Source organism: Arthrobacter sp. zg-Y820, from assembly GCF_030142155.1.
Lineage (GTDB): Bacteria > Actinomycetota > Actinomycetes > Actinomycetales > Micrococcaceae > Arthrobacter_B.
In genome coordinates, this window is the sequence record NZ_CP126247.1 from 3,166,385 (window position 1) to 3,186,493 (window position 20,109).

A 20,109-nucleotide genomic window follows, 5' to 3' on the forward strand; every position below is an offset into this window, starting at 1 on the left:
ACGCCCGTTGATGTTGAGCATCACGTGTCTGCATCCGACGGAATAGGCGCTTCGCGCTCCGCCACCTCCCCCGAGTCCATCCATTCTCCCGCCCGGCCGGCGGCCGGCGGATCCGCCGGCACCTCCGGCACGACGCCCGCCGGCGGCAAGGCCGCTCCCGGCACCCGGGGCGAGAATACCCCCGGGCTTCTCTTCGGCGTCGGCGCCTACCTGCTGTGGGGCCTGCTGCCCCTTTACTTCATGGTGCTGGTTCCGGCAGGAGCCATCGAGATAGTTGCCGCGCGCATCGTGTTCTCACTGGTGTTCTGCGTCGCCCTGCTCACCGTGATGCGCTCCTGGAGGACGCTGGCGGCCGCGGCGCGGAACCTCCGGCTGGTGGGCACCCTGGGCGGTGCGGCCGTCCTGATCGCGGCCAACTGGACCACGTACGCCTGGGCGGTGCTGAATGAACATGCAGTGGAAGCGGCGCTGGGCTACTTCATCAATCCGCTGGTGTCCGTCCTGCTGGGCGTCATCGTGCTCAAGGAAAAACTGCGGCCGCTGCAGTGGGTTGCCATGGGCGTCGGCTTTGTCGCCGTCCTGGTCCTGGGCCTGGCCTACGGCACCGTCCCGTGGATCGCCCTCATCCTTGCCTTCAGCTTCGGCACGTACGGACTGGTCAAGAAGGGCGTGGGCGGCAGGGTGGACGCCATCTCCAGCCTCACCATTGAAACCGCGGTCCTTACGCCCGTGGCCATCGCCGTCCTGGTATGGATGTCGGTCAGCGGCACGGCAACCATCCTGTCCAACGGTCCCGCGCATTTCTGGCTCCTGGCGGCCTCGGGCGTTCTGACGGCCGTTCCGCTGATCTTCTTCGGTGCCGCTGCCCGTCGCCTGCCGCTGTCCACCGTGGGAATGCTGCAGTATCTGGCTCCCACGCTGCAGTTCATCATCGCTCTGGCCGTGTTCAAGGAAGTCATGCCGCCGGAGCGCTGGGCCGGGTTCGGCCTGGTCTGGCTCGCGCTGGTGATCCTGACGGTGGACATGATGGGCGGACCCCGGCGGAACCGGATTCTCCGCGCCGCAGCGGCCTAAGACATTCTCCCCGCGGCCGCAGCGGCCTGGACGCAAAGAAGCCCCGCTCACCGGTAACGGTGGGCGGGGCTTCTTCGAATCCCGGTGAAGTTATCCGCGGAAGTTAGCGCGCCGAGGTGCTGCGCTGGCGCTGCAGGGCGACCAGGGCGACGGCTCCGGTCAGTGCCATCAAGGCACCGATTCCGCCGATTGAAAGCTGCGCGGCGTTCAGGCCGGTTGCTGCCAGTTCGGTGGTTCCGTCGGCAGCTGCGGGAACGGGCTGCGCGGCCAGGACCGTGACTGCCTGCTCCACGGTGAAGGTTGTCCAGCCGGAGAGGACTCCGTCCTTGAACAGCGCAACCTTGTGCTCACCGGCCGCAAGGACGGCGGGAACGGCAATGGCCAGCGAACCGTTGGCGTCGGCATCCATGGCGCCCAGGTTCACTCCGGCGGAGGGAAGGACCACTTCATAGGTGCCGGCCGCGTCCAGGCCGGAGATGCGCAGCTGGCTTCCCGAGGCAGCAGCGGTGACGGTTCCCCGTGCGGCGGCGGTGAGGAGCGTTTCGTTTCCGAGCGACACCTGTTCCATGGCCGCTGCGGCGGCCGCTTGTGCCTTGCGCTCTGCTGCCTGACGTGCGGCGGCCTGGTCAGCGGCGGCCTGCTCGGCCTCCGCGGCCTGCGCGACCTCCTCAGCGGAAGCCTTCTTGGCGGCTTCCTCTGCTGCGGCCTGCTCGGCAGCCTTGTTCGAAGCTTCCGTGGCCACGGCCAGTTCGGCGGCGGCCGCCTGCTCGGCAGCGATGTTTGCTGCAGCTGCCTGCTCGGAAGCTCCGGCGTCCTCAGCCGCGGCCTTCTCGGCGGCAGCCTTTTCAGCCGCAGCCTTCTTCTCGGCTTCAATCTCGGCGGCAGCCTTTTCAGCCGCGGCCTTCTTCTCGGCTTCAATCTCGGCGGCAGCCTTCTCAGCCGCAGCCTTCTTCTCGGCTTCAATCTCGGCGGCAGCCTTTTCGGCCGCAGCCTTCTTCTCGGCTTCAATCTCGGCGGCAACCTTCTCAGCGGCAGCCTTTTCGGCCGCAGCCTTCTTCTCGGCTTCGACCTTGGCGGCTTCGGCGGCCTTGGCTGCCGCTGCCTCCTCGGCTGCCTTCTGCGCGGCTGCTTCAGCGGCCTCCTGCGCCGCCTTGTCCTGCTCGGCCTGAGTGTCATCCGGCGTCACAGCGGGAGCTTCCTTCACGGGCGCCTTGGCGGCGGCTTCCTCAGCAGCCTTCGCGGCGGCATCAGCAGCGGCCTTGGCAGCAGCGTCAGCGGCGGCCTTGGCAGCAGCGTCGGCGGCTGCCTTCTCAGCGGCGGCCTGAGCGGCGGCCTCTTCAGCCGCTACGCGGGCGGCGGCCTCCTCGGCAGCGGCCTGTGCGGCGGCCTCTTCAGCCGCTGCGCGGGCAGCGGCTTCTGCTGCTGCCTTCTCTGCCGCGGCGCGGGCGGCTTCGTCCCGGGCTGCGGCTTCCTCGTCCGGAGACACGGCGTACTGGCCGAACCTCGCCGTGGCCAGGTAGGCGCCGCGGTTCGGTCCTGCGGTCAGCTGGACGGCACCGAGTCCGATATCGGTGTCGGCTGCCCGGAGCATGTTCTCGCGGTGCGGCGGCGAGTTGACCCACCAGGAGAAGGCCTCGTCAGCGCTCATGTTCCAGACGATGTTCTCCGGAAATGCGTAGGATCCGGGGCTGTGCTGAAAGACCCCGGCGCCGTGAATGTTGGCCTGGTCAGCAGACTGCTGGGTCCAGGACTGCGAGTCTGCGGACATCTGAGCATTCCAGCGCAGCGCCGGCAGCGCGTGCTGCGCCCGGTAGTCGTTGATCAGGACGTACAGGCGGCTGGCGAACTGCCCGTCCGCGGAACTTGCCGCGGCGGACGGAATCGAGATCACCGCCGTCATCAGTACGATGGCGAGCGTCGAGAAAACGCTCACAAGTTTCTTTAACCGCATGTCTATCCTTATGCCTCGAGACGCAGTGATAACACCGCAGCCACATGCACAGTCTCCCCAGAGAACTGCGGTGCCCGGCAAAAGCGTCACGGGGCAACGATGTGAACTTACCGTAGGTCACTCCAATAGACAATGACCCCTCCAATATCACCAGTAACTGGAATAACAAATTGGACACGCAGTAATCTGCAGCACAGACGCAAAGAGCGGCCGCGGTGCAGCGTGTGCTGCACCACGACCGCTCCGCCGCAGAGCCGTGGAGTTCACGCCCCACGGCTCTGCGGGCAAAAAACGCGGTTAGCTGAGCGGGTTTAGCTGGGCGGGTTGCCTGCGCCGGGTTAGGCGTGCGCCCTGACAGCTGCTTCCAGCACGTCCAAGGCATCGGCCAGCAGCTCGTCGCTGATGACCAGCGGCGGCAGCAAACGCACCACGTTGCCGTAGGTGCCGCAGGTAAGGATGATGACGCCCTCGGCCAGGCAGGCGGCAGCAATGGCCTTGGTGATGTCCGCGTCCGGCGTCTTGGTGCCGGGCTTCACGAATTCCAGCGCCAGCATGGCACCGCGGCCGCGGACCTCGCCGATTACGCCGGTCTCCTCCGCCAGCTGCTGCAGGCGGGGAACGGTCATTTCCTCGATCCGGCGGGCGCGGCCGGCCAGATCAGAGGTTTCCATGGTGCCGATCGCGGCCAGCGCGGCGGCACAGGCCACCGGGTTGCCGCCGTAGGTGCCGCCCAGGCCGCCCGGATGGACGGCGTCGAGCAGTTCCGCGCGGCCGGTGACCGCGGAAAGCGGCATGCCGCCGGCGATGCCCTTCGCCATGGTCAGGAGGTCCGGCACCACGCCCTCGTGCTGCACGGCGAACCACTCGCCGGTGCGGCAGAAGCCGGACTGGACCTCATCGGCAATGAACACGACGCCCTTGTCCTTGGCCCATTCGGCCAGCCGCGGCAGGAAGCCCTCGGCGGGCACAATGAAGCCGCCCTCGCCCTGGATCGGTTCGATCAGGATGGCGGCGGTCTGGTCCGCGCCGATCTGCTTTTCGATGGCCAGGATGACCCGGTCCGCCGCTTCGGTTCCGGTGATCTCCGGGTTTTCCTCGCGGTACGGGTAGCTCATCGGCATCCGGTAGATCTCGGAGGCGAACGGGCCGAAGCCGGTCTTGTACGGCATCGCCTTGGCGGTCAGGCCCATCGTGAGGTTGGTGCGGCCGTGGTAGGCGTGGTCAAAGGCGACGACGGCGTCGCGGCCGGTGGCGGAGCGGGCAATCTTGATCGCGTTTTCCACGGCCTCGGCGCCGGAGTTGAACAGCACCGTGCGTTTCTCGTGGTCCCCGGGGGTGACTTCGTGCAGCTTTTCGGCCAGCGCAATGTAGCCCTCGTAGGGGGTGACCATGAAGCAGGTGTGGGTGAAGTGCGCGACCTGCTCCTGCACGGCGCCGACGACGGCGGGGTCGGAGGCGCCGACCGATGTCACGGCAATGCCCGAGCCAAGATCAATGAAGGAGTTGCCGTCGACGTCGAGGACGATGCCGCCGTCGGCGTCGGCCACGTACACCGGAACGGAGGAGGCCACGCCCTTGGCCACCACGGCTGCCCGGCGGGTGTTGAGCGCGGCGGACTTAGGACCGGGGAAGGTGCCGGTGATGCTGCGCTTTTGTTCCAGCCGGTAGGAGGGCTGCAGGGCTTGGGTGCTCATGGTGATGCCTTTCGAACGGTGCTGCGTTTTCTGCGGTGGGGTGTGGTGTCCGGCGTTCCGGCCGATGTTGCGTCGGCCGCTCCGGCCGGCGCTGGTGTCAGGCGTCCAGAGCGGTCATGACGTGCTTGATCCGGGTGTAGTCCTCCACGCCGTACATCGAGAGGTCCTTGCCGTAGCCGGAGCTCTTGAAGCCGCCGTGCGGCATTTCGGCCGTCAGCATGATGTGCGTGTTGATCCAGACGGCGCCGAAGTCCAGGTCGCGGGCCAGGCGCATGGCCCGGCCGTGGTTGGAGGTCCAGACGCTGGAGGCCAGCGCGTACTCGACGTCGTTGGCCATTTCCACTGCCTCGTCCTCGGTGCTGAAGGACTGCACGGTGATGACCGGACCGAATGTCTCCTTCTGCACGACGTCGTCGTCCTGCCGGGCCCCGGTGATCACGGTGGGTTCGAAGAAGAAGCCCTTGGTCCCGGCGCGCTTGCCGCCGGTGGCAATGCTGCAGTGCGCTGGCAGGGAGTCGATGACGGCGTTGACGGCATTGAAGTGGTTGATGTTGTTCAGCGGACCGAAGTAGTTGGCTTCGTCGTCCTCGTGTCCGGTCTCCAGCGTCTTGGTGTGTTCCACCAGTGCGGCCACGAACTCGTCCTGGGCGGAGTCCTCCACCAGGACGCGGGTGATGGCGGTGCAGTCCTGCCCGGCGTTGAAGAAGGCGAACTCGGCGACAGCCTGGGCGGTTTTCTGCAGGTCGGCGTCGGCGAAGACCACTGCCGGCGCCTTGCCGCCAAGCTCAAGGTGCGCCCGCTTGAGCGTCTTCGCGGCGCCGGAGGCCACGGCGATGCCGGCGCGGACGGAGCCGGTGATCGAGACCAGGCCCGGCACGGGGTGTTCCACCATGGCGGCGCCGGTCGCGCCGGTACCCAGAATGACGTTCAGGACGCCGGCCGGGAAGATCTCGCCGGCCAGCCGGGCCAGGACCAGGGTGGATTCGGGCGTGGTGTCGGAGGGCTTGAGCACCACTGTGTTGCCGGCTGCGAGGGCGGGGCCGATCTTCCAGATCGCCATCAGCAGCGGATAGTTCCAGGGGGCGACCTGCGCGACGACGCCGATCGGCTCGCGGCGGATGAAGGAGGTGTGCCCTTCCATGTACTCTCCGGCGGCCTTGCCCTCCAGGAGCCGGGCGGCGCCGGCGAAGAAGCGCAGCTGGTCGGCGCCGACCGCCACTTCCTCGGCGGCAATGACCGAGCGGACCTGCCCGGTGTTGCGGTGCTGGGCCTCGACCAGCTCCTCGGAGTTCGCCTCCAGCGCGTCGGCGAGCTTGAGCAGCATCAGCTGGCGTTCGGACGGCGTGGTCCGCTTCCAGGTCTTGAAGGCCGCGGCGGCGGCGCCCATGGCGGCGTCGACGTCCGCCTGGACGGACACCGGAGACGACGCGACCACTTCGCCGTTGGCGGGATTGATGATCTCCAGCTGCTCGGTTCCCCGGGCCGGGACAAAATCTCCGTTGATGTAGTTCTGCAGCGTCTGGGCCATCGCACTGTCCTTTCGGGAGGATGCCCGAACGCCGACGCCCGGGGCTTTCCTCCAAACCTAAGCGGTGCACCGCGCGTTCCAAAGGGGCAACCCGACAAGAGGTGACGGCTCCAACTGTGCAGGCGACCAAACCGGAGCCCCTATAGTTGCTGCATGCCGATCTACCTTTCCGATCTCCTCGCCGCTCCCGGGCTTGACCTGCGCCGGCACGGTACCGCCCCGGTTGCCCCGGCCCCGCTGCAGTGGGTGGCGGTCACTGAGCTTGAGGATCCCTTTCCGTTCCTCGGCGGCGGCGAGGTGGTGCTGACCACCGGCCTGCGGCAGCGCACCGGCGCCGTCCAGCGCAGCTTCGTGGAGAGCGTGCACCGGGCCGGCGCGCTGGCGATCGGGTTCGGCACCGGCCTGAGCCACGCAAAGGTGCCGGCGGCGTTGATCGAAGCTGCGGATGCCCGCGGCCTGCCGGTGTTCGAGGTGCCGTATGACACGCCGTTCGTGGCGCTGGGCAAGATGGTCGCCGACGCCCTGTCCGCCGACCACGTCACCCAGCTGCGGGACCTGCTGGCCGCCCATCAGTCCCTGGCCGGGGCGCTGCTGGGCGGCAACGGCCTGCCGGGGCTGCTGCAGGAACTGGCCGGGCTGCTGGGCAACCATGTGGCGCTGCACCAGTACGGGGCACGGATTTTCGACACGGGCTCCGAGGCCGGGGAGGATTCCGGGGCCGCATCCCGGCACCGCGTTCCCATCGCAACCGGACTTCGGGACCGCTGCACGCTGGCGATCACCGAGCCCTACCGGCGTCCGGACATTGTCGCTTACGCCCAGAGCCTGATCAGCGTGGAATTGAGCAACCAGGCCCGGCGCCGTGCCCGCGACCGCGCCGTCACCGGGCAGCTGCTGACCGACGTCGTGGCCGGGCGCCTGACCGGCGGCGATGCGTCGCTGCGCTTGCTGGGCGCCGGGATTTCCACCGCCCGGCGGCAGCTGACCTTCCTGGTGGAGGTCGCGTCCGGGCAGGTCCGGGCGCTGCCCACCCTGCCGCTGCCGGCGGAATTCGACGGCGCCGGCACCGCCGTCGTCGACGGTCGGCTTGTCATCGTGGTGGCCGAGGGCAACGGTCCCGTACTGGCGCGGATCCTCGGCGCTTATCTGTACGGCAGCGGGCTGACCGCCAGGATCGGATTCGGCGGCTCGTACGCCGAACCTGCCGGGTTGCGCTGGAGCTATTTCGAGGCGAAGGAATCCCTGCAGCGCGGCCAGCACATCAACGAACCCGAGCGGCTGAGCCTCACCTCGCTGCTGATGTCCGGCGCCGATGTGCCGCTGGCCGATCTTGCCGCCGAGGCGCTGGATCCCCTGACGGACTTCGATGCCGCCCATGATGCGAGCCTGCTGGACACGCTGGAGCAGTATCTGGGCCTGAACGGTTCGGTGGCTGCGGTGGCCGATGCGCTCGGCCTGCACCGGAACACCGTCCGCTACCGGCTGGGGCAGATCACCGAGCTGACCGGCTACGATCCGGCCATCACTGCGGACCGCGTGCACCTGTTTCTGGCACTGAATGTGCGCCGGCTCGGGGTCGGCCGGGGCTGAGGTCTTAGGGTCTGGGGGTGGGGGGCCTTGGGGTTTGGTTCGCGGGGGCGGGATTCCAGCCGCGATCCCGCCGCGAGAGCGCAGCTCTGGCGGGCTCCCTTCCCCGAGAGCGCAGCTCTGGCGGGCTCCCTTCCCCGAGAATGCAGCTCTGGCGGGCTCCCTTCCGCGAGAGTGCAGCTCTGGCGGGTTCCCTTCCGCGAGAGTGCAGCTCTGGCGGGCTCCCTTCCGCGAGAGTGCAGCTCTGGCGGGTTGCGCTGCCGTTTGGTCGGTAGATCTGCATTCTCGGCGAGAGAGTGCCCGCCGGATGTCGCCACAAGTGCACACTCGGCGGAGGGGGGGAAGATCCTTCGTGCAGATAAGGGCCTCAGCGGAAATCTATCGTGCAGATCAGGGCCTCTAACCGTCGAACTCCGCCGTTGAGAGTGCATTGTCTGCACGAAGGATCCTCGTCGAGGCCGGCAGAGCGCATTATCTGCACGAGAGATTTCCCCGGGGAGGCGCCGCCACCGGGCCGCAAGAGTCCTTGCACCCCCGCGCCGAGAGGCGAGAAAACGCACGAATTCTGCGCTGAAAACGGCGTGAGCTCGGACAACGGGCGCTTAACAGGCGTCAGCTCGGACAACGGGCGCTCGACAAGGGGCACTGGAAACCGGCACGACCTGCACACTCGACGACCGGGCAGGACTCGATCACATCACTCGACGCCCACCGACGCACCCGAAATCCGCCGTTGCCGCCCGCGGCACGGGAACCATAGGGTGTAGGGATGGATAACAGCGTGCAGCCCGCCCGAATCTTCCGCTGGCAGGGCGTGGACAACCCTGCACGCCGTGAAACCGCAGCTGTATCCTTCCGAGCCCGTGAGCTCGCAGCCGGCGGCACCTCGGTGACCGAGGACTACACCGCTTCATGGACCCTCTCCACCTCCACCGGCTGGGTCACCCGCCGGTTCAGCATCCAGGTCGCGGCGCCGAGCTGGTCGCGGTCCCTCGAGCTCACCCGGTCCCAGGACGGGAAGTGGAGCGCGGAAACCGAAGTGACCGGCGACGCCGGACTGCCCGCCCCGGGAATCACAGACCCGCGCGCCCTGGACAACGCCCAGGATGTGGACCTGGCCCTGTGTCCCATGACCAACACGATGCCCATCCTCCGCCTGGACCTGCTGACCGGCTCGGCCCCCGACGACGACACGAAACTCACCATGGCGTGGGTGGAAATGCCCAGTCTGCGGGTACTGCCCAGCAGCCAGGTCTATTCGCAGGTTTCGGCCTACGACGCGAACCGCGGATACGCCGTCGTGCTCTACAGTTCAGCCACCCGCGACTTCACCGCCGAGCTGGCAGTGGATGCCGACGGCGCCGTGATCGACTATCCCCGGCTGGCCGTTCGCGTGCGCTGAGCGCGGTCCGCACCCGGCTAGGATTGAAGTACACCACCCGCAATTTTGGAGACCCCTATTGAGTGAAATGTTCCTGGACAAATTCAAAGCCCTGGTCCCCAAGTATCTGGAGGATGACTGGCGCGAAGAGGAAGACGGCATTCCCGCCGACATCCTCAACCAGATGCTGGACGCCCATGACTTCAGCATTCCCCTGGTGCTGCGCGAGTTCTACCTGGCACTGGGCAACTGCGAAGACCTCATGGAGGCGTTCCACTTCTTCTGGGATCCGGATGAGCTGGAGATCGAAGACGGCTACCTGCTCTTCCTCGAAGACGAGGACGAGAAGTTTGCCTGGGGCTTCCGCGTGGACCAGCTCGACGTTCCGGATCCGATCGTCTGGCGCCGCAACAACGCGCGCGGCGACTGGCAGAGCGAAGAAGGAACGTTCAGCGAATACGTCTTTGACATGTTCGAGTGGGTCTTCGAGGAAGACCCGAACTAAGGAGCCCTGAATGCAGCAGCCCGGCACCGTTGGCGACGCACCGCGGAACGCGGTGTGGCCCAGCCACGCACCGGAGAATTACCAGTGCCCGTTCTGCGACATGGCTTCCGGGGAGTACCGGTTTCCGGGCAACCTGTGCGAGCCCGGGGACCTGGTCTATTCCGATGACCTGGTCCTCGCGTTCATCGCCTCGCACGGCTTCGATCCGGAGCCCGGCCACGTCCTGGTGACCCCGCGCGAGCATTTCGAGCTGCTGTATGAACTGCCCGACGACGTCGCCGCCCGCCTCATGATCGTCACCCGGGACATTGCGGTGGCCATCAAGACGGCCTGGCGGCCCGACGGCGTCACCACGCGCCAGCACAACGAGCCGGCCGGCAGCCAGCACGTCTGGCACTACCACCAGCATGTGCTGCCCCGCTGGGACAACGACGGACTCTACTTCACGCCCAAGCGCCCGATCGTTGATCCGGCCGTCCGCGCCCGGAAGGCCGCCGAGCTGCGGGCGGTCCTCACGGTCTCGGAGTACGGGCTCTAGACGTCCCGCTCCACCACGGCCCGGGCGAAGCTGGCCAGCGCCTGCTTGACCACCGAATCGGGCAGCGGCTCGAGCACCGCCACCGCCTCATCGGACCACTGCCGGGCCACTGCCCAAGCTTCGGCGGTGGCCGGGTTTTCCCGCAGCGCCTCGACGGCGGCCTCCAGCGCCGCGTCCGAGCTCAAGTCCCCGTCCACCAGTTCCAGCACGGCTGCGGCCTCGGCATCGCCCGCGGCGGCCTTGCGGCGCAGCAGCAGCACCGGAAGGGTGGGCACTCCTTCGCGCAGGTCGGTGCCCGGCGTCTTGCCGGACTTGGCCTCGCGGCCGGTGACGTCAATGACGTCGTCGGCCAGCTGGAAGGCGGTGCCGACCTTCTCGCCGTATTCCACCATGATGTCGATTGCCTGCCGGGTGGCACCGGAGAACAGCGCACCCATCTGGCCCGACGCCGCGATCAGCGACGCGGTCTTGCCGGAAATCACCGACAGGTAGTGCTCCAGCGGGTCCTGGCCGTCGTGCGGGCCGACGGTTTCGTGCAGCTGGCCCAGGCAGAGCCGCTCAAAGGTCCGGGCCTGGATCCCCAGGGCTTCCCCGCCGAGTTCGGACACCAGGGACGAGGCGCGGGCAAAAATCAGGTCGCCGGTCAGTACCGCCACCGAGTTGCCCCAAACCTCGTGCGCCGTGGGGGCGCCGCGGCGCAGCGGCGCGGAGTCCATCACGTCGTCGTGATAGAGGGTGGCCAGGTGCGTCAGTTCGACGACGACGGCGGACTGGACCACCTTGGCGTTGTTCGGTTCCGGACCCAGATGCGAGGCCAGCAGTACCAGCAGCGGACGGATCCGCTTGCCGCCGGCCTGCGCCAGGTGGCGCGAGGTGGCGTTGGCAAAGGGATCCGACTGGGAGATCGCGCCCAGAAGCTGGACTTCGACCTGCTCCAGGGTCGCAGCGATCGAGGGACCCAGCTGCGGGTCTTCGGCGATCAGTGCGAATCCGGCCGGCAGCGCGCGCACGGCATCGTCAGCGGCAGTATCCGGGCTGGTGTTCGAGGATTCAGTCACGGTTTTAGACTAACTTTTCGTCGGAGCGGGTTGGACAGCGGGACGGGGCCTGCATCTTGGTTCGAGGCGGCCGGAACAAGAGCTTCCAGCACGGCGATAACTCTATCCTCCAAACCCTTGCTGCTGTGGTCAGTGAGGTTGGCCAGCATCCGGACCACAAACCGCATCAGCACCGGGATCGGCATGCCGGTGCGCAGGGCCAGCTTCATGATGGCTGGTTTGCCGATCAGGCCGGCGAAGATCCGGCCAAGCGTGAAGTGGCTGCCCCATTCGGACCGGATGTGGTCGGCATAGCCGGAGAGCCGGGAATCGAAGGCCGCCGAGGCGGACAGCAGGCCCGGAGTGCGTGCCTCGGCCTGCGCGGCCACGATGAAGTCTGCGGCGAACCGGGCGGACTCCATGGCGTAGGAGATGCCCTCGCCGTTGAACGGTGAGACCATGCCGCCGGCGTCGCCGAGCAGGAGCAGCCCCGGCGAGTAGTGCGGGGTCCGGTTGAAGCCCATCGGCAGGGCCGCACCGCGGATCTCCCCCACCTGGTTCTCCGGGGTGAAACCCCATTCGGCGGGCATCCCGGCGGTCCAGTCGCGCAGGACCTTGCGGTAGTCCAGCTTGCCGAATTCCTTGGAGGTGTTCAGGATGCCGAGGCCCACGTTCGAGGTGCCGTCGCCCACCCCGAAAATCCAGCCGTAGCCGGGCAGGGGTTTTCCGGCGGCGTCGGGAAGCTCCAGCCAGCCTTCCATCCAGTCGTCGTTGGTGCGCGGGCTTTCAAAGTAGGTGCGCACGGCCACGCCGAGCGGCCGGTCGTCGCGCTTTTCAATGCCCAGGCTCAGCGCGGTGCGGCTGGAGTTGCCGTCGGCGGCCAGCACGACGTCGGCGAAGAACTCGCGGGTTTCCCCGGTGCGCCGGCCGTCGTCGTCGAGCACGTTGGCCACCACGCCGGTGACCCGGCCGGCGTCGTCGCGCAGTGCCGAGGTGACCGAGTGGCGTTCCAGGATGCGGGCGCCCGCCGCCTGCGCGTGCCGGGCCAGTGCCTCGTCAAAGCCCAGCCGGGTGCGGATCAGCCCGTAGTTCGGGAAGTCCGAGAGAACCGGCCAGGGCAGTTCCACGGTGCGGCCCGCTGCGATCAGGCGCAGTCCCTTGTTCCGCCGCCAGCCGTCGGCTTCGTCATGCGGCAGGTCCAGGAGTTGGATCTCCCGGACGGCACGCGGGGTGAGCCCGTCGCCGCAGACCTTCTCCCGCGGGAAGGAGGTCTTTTCCAGGACGGTGACTTCCACTCCCGCCCGGGCAAGGTAGTAAGCGGCAGTGGAACCGGCGGGGCCGGCTCCAACGATGAGGACGTTCACTTAGATGGCTGTCCTCCCCGGCTTTACAGCGCGGTGCACAGCCACGATGCCGCCGGTGAGGTTTCGGTAGGCCACGTTTTCCCAGCCGGATTCGGTGATCCAGCCGGCCAGCTGGTCCTGGTTCGGCCAGGCACGGATGGATTCGGCCAAGTAGACGTAGGCGTCGGGGTTGGAAGCAACCACGCGGGCGATGGGCGGCAGCGCACGCATCAGGTATTCGGTGTAAATGGTCCGCCATGCCGGCTGGGTGGGCGAGGAGAACTCGGCGATGACCAGACGGCCGCCGGGCTTGGTGACGCGCAGCATCTCGGCGAGCGCCTTTTTCGGTTCGTTCACGTTGCGCAGGCCGAAGGAGATGGTGGATGCGTCAAAGGAGTTGTCCTCGAACGGCAGGTTGGTGGCGTCGCCGGCCACAAAGTCGATGTCCGGGCGGCGGCGCTTGCCGACCTTGAGCATGCCGAGGGAGAAGTCGCAGGCCACCACGTTGATGCCGGCGTCGGCGTAGGGCTCGCTGGAGGTGCCCGTTCCGGCGGCCAGGTCCAGGACCCGCTGGCCGGGAGCGGCGCCCACGGCGTCCACCACGATGCGGCGCCAACGGCGCGTCTGTCCCAGGGACAGCACGTCGTTCACAATGTCGTAGTTCGGCGCCACGTCATCAAACATGGCAGCGACTTCATCCGGGCGTTTATCCAACGATGCGCGATTCACTCGATCATTGTCTCAAAGAATGTGCACGGGACCGAACGCCGGGCGGCTGTGTCTGGTTCCTCACCGGCGGGGCGGCGGGCAGCCGCGGCGGTGAGGCAGGTAATCCATTGCACATCCGTGCGGGGAGTAGGCTGGAGTCATTATGACCACCCTGCGTTCCCTGACCGTGCCCATTGGTGAGCTGTCCGCCACAATCGGGCTCCTGGAGTACCTGGTCCTCAATGACCAGCTTGCTTGGATCCGCAGCGGTGAGGGGCTGGTGGGCTTCGGTGAAAGCGCACGGTTCACCGCCAGCGGCCCGGAGCGGTTCGCCGACGCTCAGCAGTGGTGGCTGAAGCTCGCCTCCGACGCCGACGTCGAGAATCCGCTGGTCGTTCCCGGCAGCGGACTGGCCGCTTTCGGCTCCTTCGGCTTTTCCAAGCGCTCCCCCTTTGAATCCCGGCTGGTGGTTCCGGAGATCATTGTCGGCAGCCGCGACGGCGTCGCCTGGATCACCCAGACGACGGCGGACCCCGACGCCGAGCTGAGCCTGGCCACCGCGCAGGCGGCCCTGGCCCATTACCTGGACGAGGTGCCGGTGGCCCGGGAACCGGATCCCGAAGACAAAATTCTGCCCGGCAACCTCAGCGAGGCCGAGTGGAAGAACGCCGTCGCCCGCTCGGTGGCGCACATCAACGCCGGAGACCTGAGCAAGATCGTCCTGGCCCGCGACATCGTGGCCTCGCTGGGATCCCCGGTTTCCGCGGCGCAGGTGCTGCGCGAGCTGGCCCTGCGCTACCGCAGCTGCTGGACCTACTCGGTGGACGGGCTGATCGGCTCCACGCCGGAGATGCTGATCAAGGTGGAAAACGGTGTCGCCCGCGCCCGCGTCCTGGCCGGAACCCTGGACCGGGCCACCGCGCCGGCGGACGATCCGGAATATGCGCAGCGGGTGCTGGCCGGCTCGGACAAGCAGCGGCACGAGCACCAGATCGCCATCGATTCGCTGACCCGCCAGCTGGAACCGTTCACCTCGTCGATGACTTCGCACACCGAGCCCTTCGTGCTGGAACTGCCCAATGTGTGGCATCTGGCGTCCGACGTCGCCGCGGATCTGGCTCCCGGCGCCGACGGGGGGATTCCCACCTCGCTGGCACTGGTGGAGGCACTGCACCCCACGGCTGCCGTCTGCGGTTTTCCGACCAGCGTTGCCGGCGAGCTGATCAGCGAACTTGAGCACATGGACCGCGGGCCGTATGCCGGGCCGGTCGGCTGGATGGATGCCGAAGGCAACGGCGAATGGGGCATCGCCCTGCGCGGTGCCGTCATCGAGGGTCCCCGCACCGTGCGCCTGTATGCCGGCTGCGGCATTGTGGCCGGGTCGAACCCGGCAGCGGAACTGGCGGAGACCTGGAGCAAGTTTCGGCCCATGCTCGAAGCGCTGGACCTGGACCGGGCCGTGGGTGCGGTGCAGGGGTCCTAGCGGAATCCGCCCCTTGACGGTGTGACCAACGACGTGTAGAAGGACCTCCCGGGAGTGCGTACAATTGAGGGAGCCTGCATATTTATGCAGGCCTGATGTGCTCCGGTTCGCCGGAACTGGTCCCGTCTTTTTCCGATCTGAGGTTGTTTTCCCATGCTGAACAAAGCACGCACCGCACTTGCAGCCGTCCTGGCTCTCGGCGCCCTGACCGCAACTGCCTGCAGCGGCGGCGATACGGCGGAAACGGAGTCCGGAATCCCTCTGGTCAACGAGGGTGCGCTGACCGTCTGCTCCAACGTTCCGTTTCAGCCCTTTGAATACGTGGGCGACGACGGCGAATACACCGGCTTCGACATGGACCTGACCCGGGAAATCGCCGCCGGCATGGGCCTCGAGCTGGAAGTGCAGAACGCCAGCTTTGACGGCCTGCAGAGCGGCACCGTCCTCGCCGCCAACCAGTGCGACCTGATTGCCGCGGCAGTCTCCATCACCCCGGAACGCGAGAAGAACCTGGCGTTCTCCGACCCCTACTACGACTCGCTGCAGTCGCTGCTGGTGCCGGCTGATTCCACGGCCAAGTCCCTGGCGGACATGGCCGGCAAGAAGATCGGCATCCAGCAGGGCACCACCGGTGAAAGCTACGCCCGCGACAACGCGCCCTCCGACACCGAAATCATCTCCTACCAGACTGACGCCGAACTCTTCCAGGCGCTGCAGGCAGGCAACATTGCGGGCGTCCTGCAGGATCTGCCCGTAAACCTTGCCCACACGGACGGTGATTCCTTCAGGATCGTTGCCACTTACCCCACCGGTGAGGCGTACGGCCTGGCCATGAAGAAGGAAGGCAGTGAGAAGCTGGTTGAAGAGGTCAACAAGCAGCTCGCCGCCATGCGTGAAAATGGAAAGTACACCGAGCTTTACGACAAGTACTTCACGGAATAGGCGCATCTGCGCCAACCGCCTGCCCGACGGACGGACGGATTTCCGCCGTCAATGCGTCCGCTGAAATCAGACCTGCGTAGAATCTAGATTGCTTTCATCTGTTTTTGAAGGGGCAATCGCCACTGGCTCCGTCCACGAAAAGGTTATAGATCCATGCTGACAAAAGCACGCAGAACCGCCCTTGCCGCAGTGACTCTGGGCGCCCTGGCGCTGACCGCCTGCGGTGGAGATGATTCCTCCAGCGAGTCCGGTGCCAACTCCGGACTCGGACTGGTTTCCGAGGGCACCCTGACCGTTTGCTCCGAGATCCCCTACGTACCGTTCGAGTATGTGGAGGACGGGGAATACACCGGTTTTGATATCGACCTGATCCGGGAGGTCGCCACCGGGATGGGCCTGGAAATGGAAATCCAGCAGCAGGGCTTTGAAGCCATCCAGGGCGGGACTGCCGTCACCGCGGGGATGTGCGACCTGAGCGCCAGCGCCGTCACCATCACGCCCGAGCGTGCCGACAAGCTGCTGTTCAGCGACCCGTACTACGACTCCCTGCAGACCCTGATGGTTCCTAAGGGATCGGATATCCAGGGCATTGAGGATCTCGCCGGCAAGCGGGTTGGCGTGCAGCAGTCCACCACCGGTGCCGCCTACGCACAGGAAAACGTCCAGGATGCCGAAATCATCGAGTACCCCGGTGACGGCGAACTGTTCCAGGCCATTCAGGGTGAAAGCGTCGACGCGGTCCTGCAGGACATCGCAGTGAACACGGCGCATACCGCCGACGGCGACTTCGACATTGTTGAAGAGTACGAGACGGACGAGTCCTACGGTTTCGCCACCAAGAAGGAAAATACGGCCCTGATCGAAGAGATCAACACCCAGCTGACCGAGCTTCGGGACAACGGCAAGTACCAAGAAATCTACGATAAGTACTTTGCTGAATAAGCACTGACAAGCACTGAACGTTCCGCCGTCCCGGGTTGCGATCTAATCCGGGACGGCGCCACACATATCTTCCGCGGAAGGCTCCACCTTGAAACCCTCCACCCGCAGACGCCTCTTCCGGGGCGTCCTGTATGCCGTCTTTATCCTGGTCGTCCTGGCCGTAGTCCTGCTTGCGGACTGGAAAGCCATCGGGGTGAACTTCTTTGACCCCGAAGTGGCCAAGGAAGCATTCCCGACCATCATCACGGTGGCCGCCAAAAACACCATCATCTACACCGCGATCGCGTTTACCGGCGGCCTGATTCTCGGCCTGATCCTGGCCCTGATGAAGCTGTCCCCCGTGGCCCCCTACCGTTGGGCCGCCACCGCCTACATTGAAATCTTCCGCGGCCTGCCGGCCCTGCTGGTGATTTTCGCCTTTGCCTTCGCCGTGCCGATCGCGTTCTCCTGGCGTCCGCCGGGCGGCAACGCCGGGGCCGGCCTGATCGCCCTGATCGTCGTGTCCGCCGCCTACATCGCCGAGACCATCCGCGCCGGCATCCAGGCGGTTCCGCCGGGCCAGATCGAAGCGGCCCGGTCCCTGGGCATGGGCCCGGCCTGGACCATGGTGTCGGTCACCCTCCCGCAGGCCTTCCGCATCATCACGCCGCCGCTGACCAACGAGCTGGTCATCCTGATCAAGGACACCTCGCTGCTGTTCATCGCCGGCATGGCGCTGGCGGACCGTGAACTCACCACGTTCGCCCGCGACGCCGTCTCGCAGAATGCCAACGCCACTCCACTGGTGCTGGCCGCCCTGATGTACCTGATCATCACGCTGCCGCTCACGCAGCTGGTGGCCAGGCTTGAACGCCACAACCAGAGAGGCCGGTGACTGCCATGAGCACTGCAGCATTCAGCTCCCCCGTCGCCGCCAGCAACGCGGTGCCCGCCATTGAAGTGCGGAACCTGCACAAGAGCTTCGGCTCCAACGAGGTCCTCAAGGGCATCGACTTCCACGTGGACCAGGGTGAAGTGGTCTGCGTGATCGGCCCGTCGGGTTCCGGCAAGTCCACCCTGCTGCGCTGCGTCAACCGTCTGGAGGAGCCCACCAGCGGCACCATCTTGGTGGAGGGCGTGGACATCACCGATCCCGAGACGGACCTGGACAAGGTCCGCACCCGGATCGGCATCGTGTTCCAGCAGTTCAACCTTTTCCCGCACCTGAACGTGCTGCGCAACCTCACCCTGGCCCAGCGCCGCGCCAAGAAGCGCGGCAAGGCCGAGGCCGAGGAGATCGCCCGCAAGAACCTGGACAAAGTGGGCCTGGGCGACCGCGGCGCCGCCTTCCCCGCCCAGCTCTCCGGCGGCCAGCAGCAGCGCGTGGCCATCGCCCGGGCGCTGTCCATGGATCCGGACATGATGCTCTTCGACGAGCCCACCTCCGCCCTGGACCCCGAACTGGTGGGCGACGTGCTCGCGGTCATGCGCAATCTGGCCGAGGAAGGCATGACCATGATGGTGGTGACCCACGAGATCGGCTTCGCCCGCGAGGTCGGTGACCGCGTGGTCTTCATGGACGGCGGCGTCGTCGTCGAGCAGGGCCGTCCGAGCGATGTGCTGGATAACCCGCAGCACCCCCGCACCCGCGAGTTCCTCTCCAAGGTGCTCTAGGACTTCACGCCTGGACGCAGCAGCCCTCCCGCACATGGCGTGCGGGAGGGCTGCTTTTGTTTTGGCCGGGACGGCGGCGGAGATGCACGAGGGAAAGGCACCTAGAACGGCGGTGTGTTTCCGCCGTAGTCATCCGGGCCATCGCTCTCCGGCACGTTCCGGATCGGGAAATACGGCTGGGCCCGATGTGGAGGTCCGGGAGGTTTCTCGGCGTCGGAGGCATCGGATGCAAGGGAGAAGTGCGGTTCGGTCCGGTAGGTCCGGCCGGCTGGTGACGTCCACTCGATGATGCCGGGCTCGGGTTGTCGGGCCTTCCAGAAGCCCTCGGTTTTGAACATGTGGTGCCGCCGGCAGAGATGCTCGAGGTTGTCGTGATCCGTTGCCCCACCCTGCGCCCAGGGTTTGGTGTGGTCGATCTCGGAAATCACCACGTTCGATCGGCACCCCGGAAACCGGCAGGTCCCATCCCGCGCCCGCAGCCAACGCTTCAACCCTGAGGGGACTTTCCGTCTTCGACCCACCCTCAGGATTTCCTCGGTGTCCGGATCCCGCTCCACCGGGGTCCATTTCGCGGCCTCGCGGGCCATCCGACGTGCGGTCTGCGGACTGATCGGGCCGTACCCGTGCAGTTCGGCGGGCTGGTCGTCGGCACCGCAGAGGGTTTCGGCGGTGATCAGCACCAGGATTTCGGCCCGGGCCTTGGCTCCGCCGCCGGTGCAGGTGGTGCTGGAATCGTTGGCGCTGGAATCCTTCGTGGCGCGGGAACCCTTGGCGCTGGCAATGTTCGACCCGGCTGCTTTATCGGCTTTCCCTGCGCTCGCAGTGCCGCAGGTGTGGCCGCCGCGGTTGAGCAGCAGATCCTGCAGAATGTCCGCGCGCAGCTGATCCACCGTCCGTGGGTCCCCGGCGGCCTGCTCACCCCGGGCGGCCTGACACAGCTGGGTGAAGATTACTTGCGTCTTCTCCGCAGGCAGCAACGCTGAGAGCCAGGACATGCCGTCCTGAGCCGGTTCCAGACACACTTTCCGCTGCTCAAACGCAGTGAGTTGCCGCTCCACGATGGTCTCGGGGTACTCCTTTTTCCGCAGCCGCCGGGCCCGGACACCAAACTGGGGCTGAGTCTGTCCGTCCGCCAGTTCCAGCAGCTTCGCCTCGAAGTCCGGCACTGCCGGGCGCGGCACACCGACCGATTGTTCCAGCACTGTCTGGACATGTCCGTAGCTGATGCCGCCGTCCTGCAGCTTCGTCAGGGTAGCGGTATGGGTCTGGCATAGGGTTCCAGCTTGGACCATGAGCCGTTTCCCGGTGTTGTACGGCAACTGCAGGATGGTCGCCGCTTCCGAGGCGGCGAGGCTGAAGGCCAGCTGGGGGTCGATGGTTCCGGTCGCGGACCGAATGTCCTCCCGGTAAACAGTTTCGATGCGGTGCAGGACCTTGGCCTGCTGCGCCTGCGCCCACCGGATCACATGATCCAGCCGTGTGAGGACCGCGCTGGCTGCTTCATCGTCCAGGGCCTCGACACCCTGCAAGGCCAACGACCCGGTGAACCCGTCCCGGTATACCGGCGCGGAGGCTGATTCGGCATCCGTGGGGCCGTCGGCGAAGGGAAACGAACCGTCGGCGGAGACAGTGCCAGGGACCAGCTCAGCCTCATAGACCGCCAGACTGCGGGGTTCCGCAGCCTGTTCAGGCCCGGCATCCGTGCCGGGATTTCTCCTGTGCTGATCCATGCCTTCAGGCTTT

The 20,109-nt window shown here is 66.7% G+C and carries 17 protein-coding genes; 10 read left to right on the forward strand and 7 right to left on the reverse strand.

Annotation, left to right across the window (positions count from 1 at the left end; genetic code table 11):
- Positions 1–24: 24 nt before the first annotated feature.
- A complete protein-coding gene (gene rarD / locus QNO08_RS14420; RefSeq protein ID WP_229964796.1) occupies positions 25–1,074 on the forward strand; it encodes an EamA family transporter RarD in 1,050 nt (349 codons plus the stop codon).
- 103 nt (positions 1,075–1,177) lie between these two features.
- On the opposite strand, the gene QNO08_RS14425 is transcribed toward rarD, so the two are convergent.
- From QNO08_RS14425 to QNO08_RS14435, 3 genes are all read right to left on the reverse strand, one after another.
- Entirely contained in the window at positions 1,178–3,007 is a 1,830-nt protein-coding gene (locus QNO08_RS14425) for a CAP domain-containing protein (RefSeq protein ID WP_284155605.1), read from the reverse strand.
- Between the two features lie 356 nt (positions 3,008–3,363).
- Complete coding sequence (gene gabT, locus QNO08_RS14430) at positions 3,364–4,719, reverse strand: 4-aminobutyrate--2-oxoglutarate transaminase (RefSeq protein WP_229964794.1); 1,356 nt, start codon at positions 4,717–4,719, stop codon at positions 3,364–3,366.
- Between the two features lie 97 nt (positions 4,720–4,816).
- The gene (locus QNO08_RS14435) at positions 4,817–6,247 is read right to left on the reverse strand and encodes a gamma-aminobutyraldehyde dehydrogenase (protein WP_229964793.1); all 1,431 of its coding nucleotides are present in this window, start codon (positions 6,245–6,247) and stop codon (positions 4,817–4,819) included.
- A gap of 153 nt (positions 6,248–6,400) precedes the next feature.
- On the opposite strand from QNO08_RS14435, the gene QNO08_RS14440 reads away from it, so the two are divergent.
- The 4 genes from QNO08_RS14440 (at position 6,401) to QNO08_RS14455 (ending at position 10,258) form a co-directional block, all read left to right on the forward strand.
- Entirely contained in the window at positions 6,401–7,837 is a 1,437-nt protein-coding gene (locus QNO08_RS14440; RefSeq protein WP_229964792.1) for a PucR family transcriptional regulator, read from the forward strand.
- A gap of 766 nt (positions 7,838–8,603) precedes the next feature.
- Positions 8,604–9,236 carry a putative glycolipid-binding domain-containing protein gene (locus tag QNO08_RS14445; protein WP_229964791.1) on the forward strand — a complete coding sequence of 211 codons (633 nt, stop codon included), beginning with the start codon at positions 8,604–8,606 and terminating at the stop codon, positions 9,234–9,236.
- Positions 9,237–9,294: 58 nt separating this feature from the next.
- A complete protein-coding gene (locus tag QNO08_RS14450) occupies positions 9,295–9,720 on the forward strand; it encodes a hypothetical protein (protein ID WP_229964790.1) in 426 nt (141 codons plus the stop codon).
- Positions 9,721–9,730: 10 nt separating this feature from the next.
- Positions 9,731–10,258 carry an HIT family protein gene (locus QNO08_RS14455; RefSeq protein ID WP_229964789.1) on the forward strand — a complete coding sequence of 176 codons (528 nt, stop codon included), beginning with the start codon at positions 9,731–9,733 and terminating at the stop codon, positions 10,256–10,258.
- On the opposite strand, the gene QNO08_RS14460 is transcribed toward QNO08_RS14455, so the two are convergent.
- Genes QNO08_RS14460 through QNO08_RS14470 form a run of 3 tightly spaced genes read right to left on the reverse strand, consistent with a single transcriptional unit; the run spans position 10,255 to position 13,367 of the window.
- Positions 10,255–11,316: a polyprenyl synthetase family protein gene (locus QNO08_RS14460; protein WP_229964788.1), complete on the reverse strand. Its 1,062-nt coding sequence runs from the start codon at positions 11,314–11,316 to the stop codon at positions 10,255–10,257. The genes QNO08_RS14455 and QNO08_RS14460 overlap by 4 nt on opposite strands.
- The gene (locus QNO08_RS14465) at positions 11,313–12,659 is read right to left on the reverse strand and encodes a geranylgeranyl reductase family protein (RefSeq protein ID WP_229964787.1); all 1,347 of its coding nucleotides are present in this window, start codon (positions 12,657–12,659) and stop codon (positions 11,313–11,315) included. Before QNO08_RS14465 ends, QNO08_RS14460 begins: the two co-directional genes overlap by 4 nt.
- Positions 12,660–13,367, reverse strand: coding sequence for a demethylmenaquinone methyltransferase (locus QNO08_RS14470; protein ID WP_229964786.1), 708 nt, complete (start codon positions 13,365–13,367; stop codon positions 12,660–12,662).
- Positions 13,368–13,509: 142 nt separating this feature from the next.
- Here QNO08_RS14470 and QNO08_RS14475 point away from each other — a divergent pair, with 142 nt between their 5' ends.
- From QNO08_RS14475 to QNO08_RS14495, 5 genes are all read left to right on the forward strand, one after another.
- Complete coding sequence (locus QNO08_RS14475) at positions 13,510–14,829, forward strand: isochorismate synthase (protein WP_231712021.1); 1,320 nt, start codon at positions 13,510–13,512, stop codon at positions 14,827–14,829.
- Between the two features lie 153 nt (positions 14,830–14,982).
- Positions 14,983–15,771, forward strand: coding sequence for a basic amino acid ABC transporter substrate-binding protein (locus QNO08_RS14480; protein WP_229964785.1), 789 nt, complete (start codon positions 14,983–14,985; stop codon positions 15,769–15,771).
- 153 nt (positions 15,772–15,924) lie between these two features.
- Positions 15,925–16,713, forward strand: coding sequence for a transporter substrate-binding domain-containing protein (locus tag QNO08_RS14485; RefSeq protein WP_229964784.1), 789 nt, complete (start codon positions 15,925–15,927; stop codon positions 16,711–16,713).
- Positions 16,714–16,801: 88 nt separating this feature from the next.
- Positions 16,802–17,587: an amino acid ABC transporter permease gene (locus tag QNO08_RS14490; protein ID WP_229964783.1), complete on the forward strand. Its 786-nt coding sequence runs from the start codon at positions 16,802–16,804 to the stop codon at positions 17,585–17,587.
- A 5-nt stretch (positions 17,588–17,592) separates the two neighbouring features.
- Positions 17,593–18,366, forward strand: a complete 774-nt coding sequence (locus QNO08_RS14495; protein ID WP_229964782.1) for an amino acid ABC transporter ATP-binding protein — start codon at positions 17,593–17,595, stop codon at positions 18,364–18,366.
- A 101-nt stretch (positions 18,367–18,467) separates the two neighbouring features.
- On the opposite strand, the gene QNO08_RS14500 is transcribed toward QNO08_RS14495, so the two are convergent.
- Positions 18,468–20,096: an HNH endonuclease signature motif containing protein gene (locus QNO08_RS14500; protein WP_229964781.1), complete on the reverse strand. Its 1,629-nt coding sequence runs from the start codon at positions 20,094–20,096 to the stop codon at positions 18,468–18,470.
- Positions 20,097–20,109: the final 13 nt, after the last annotated feature.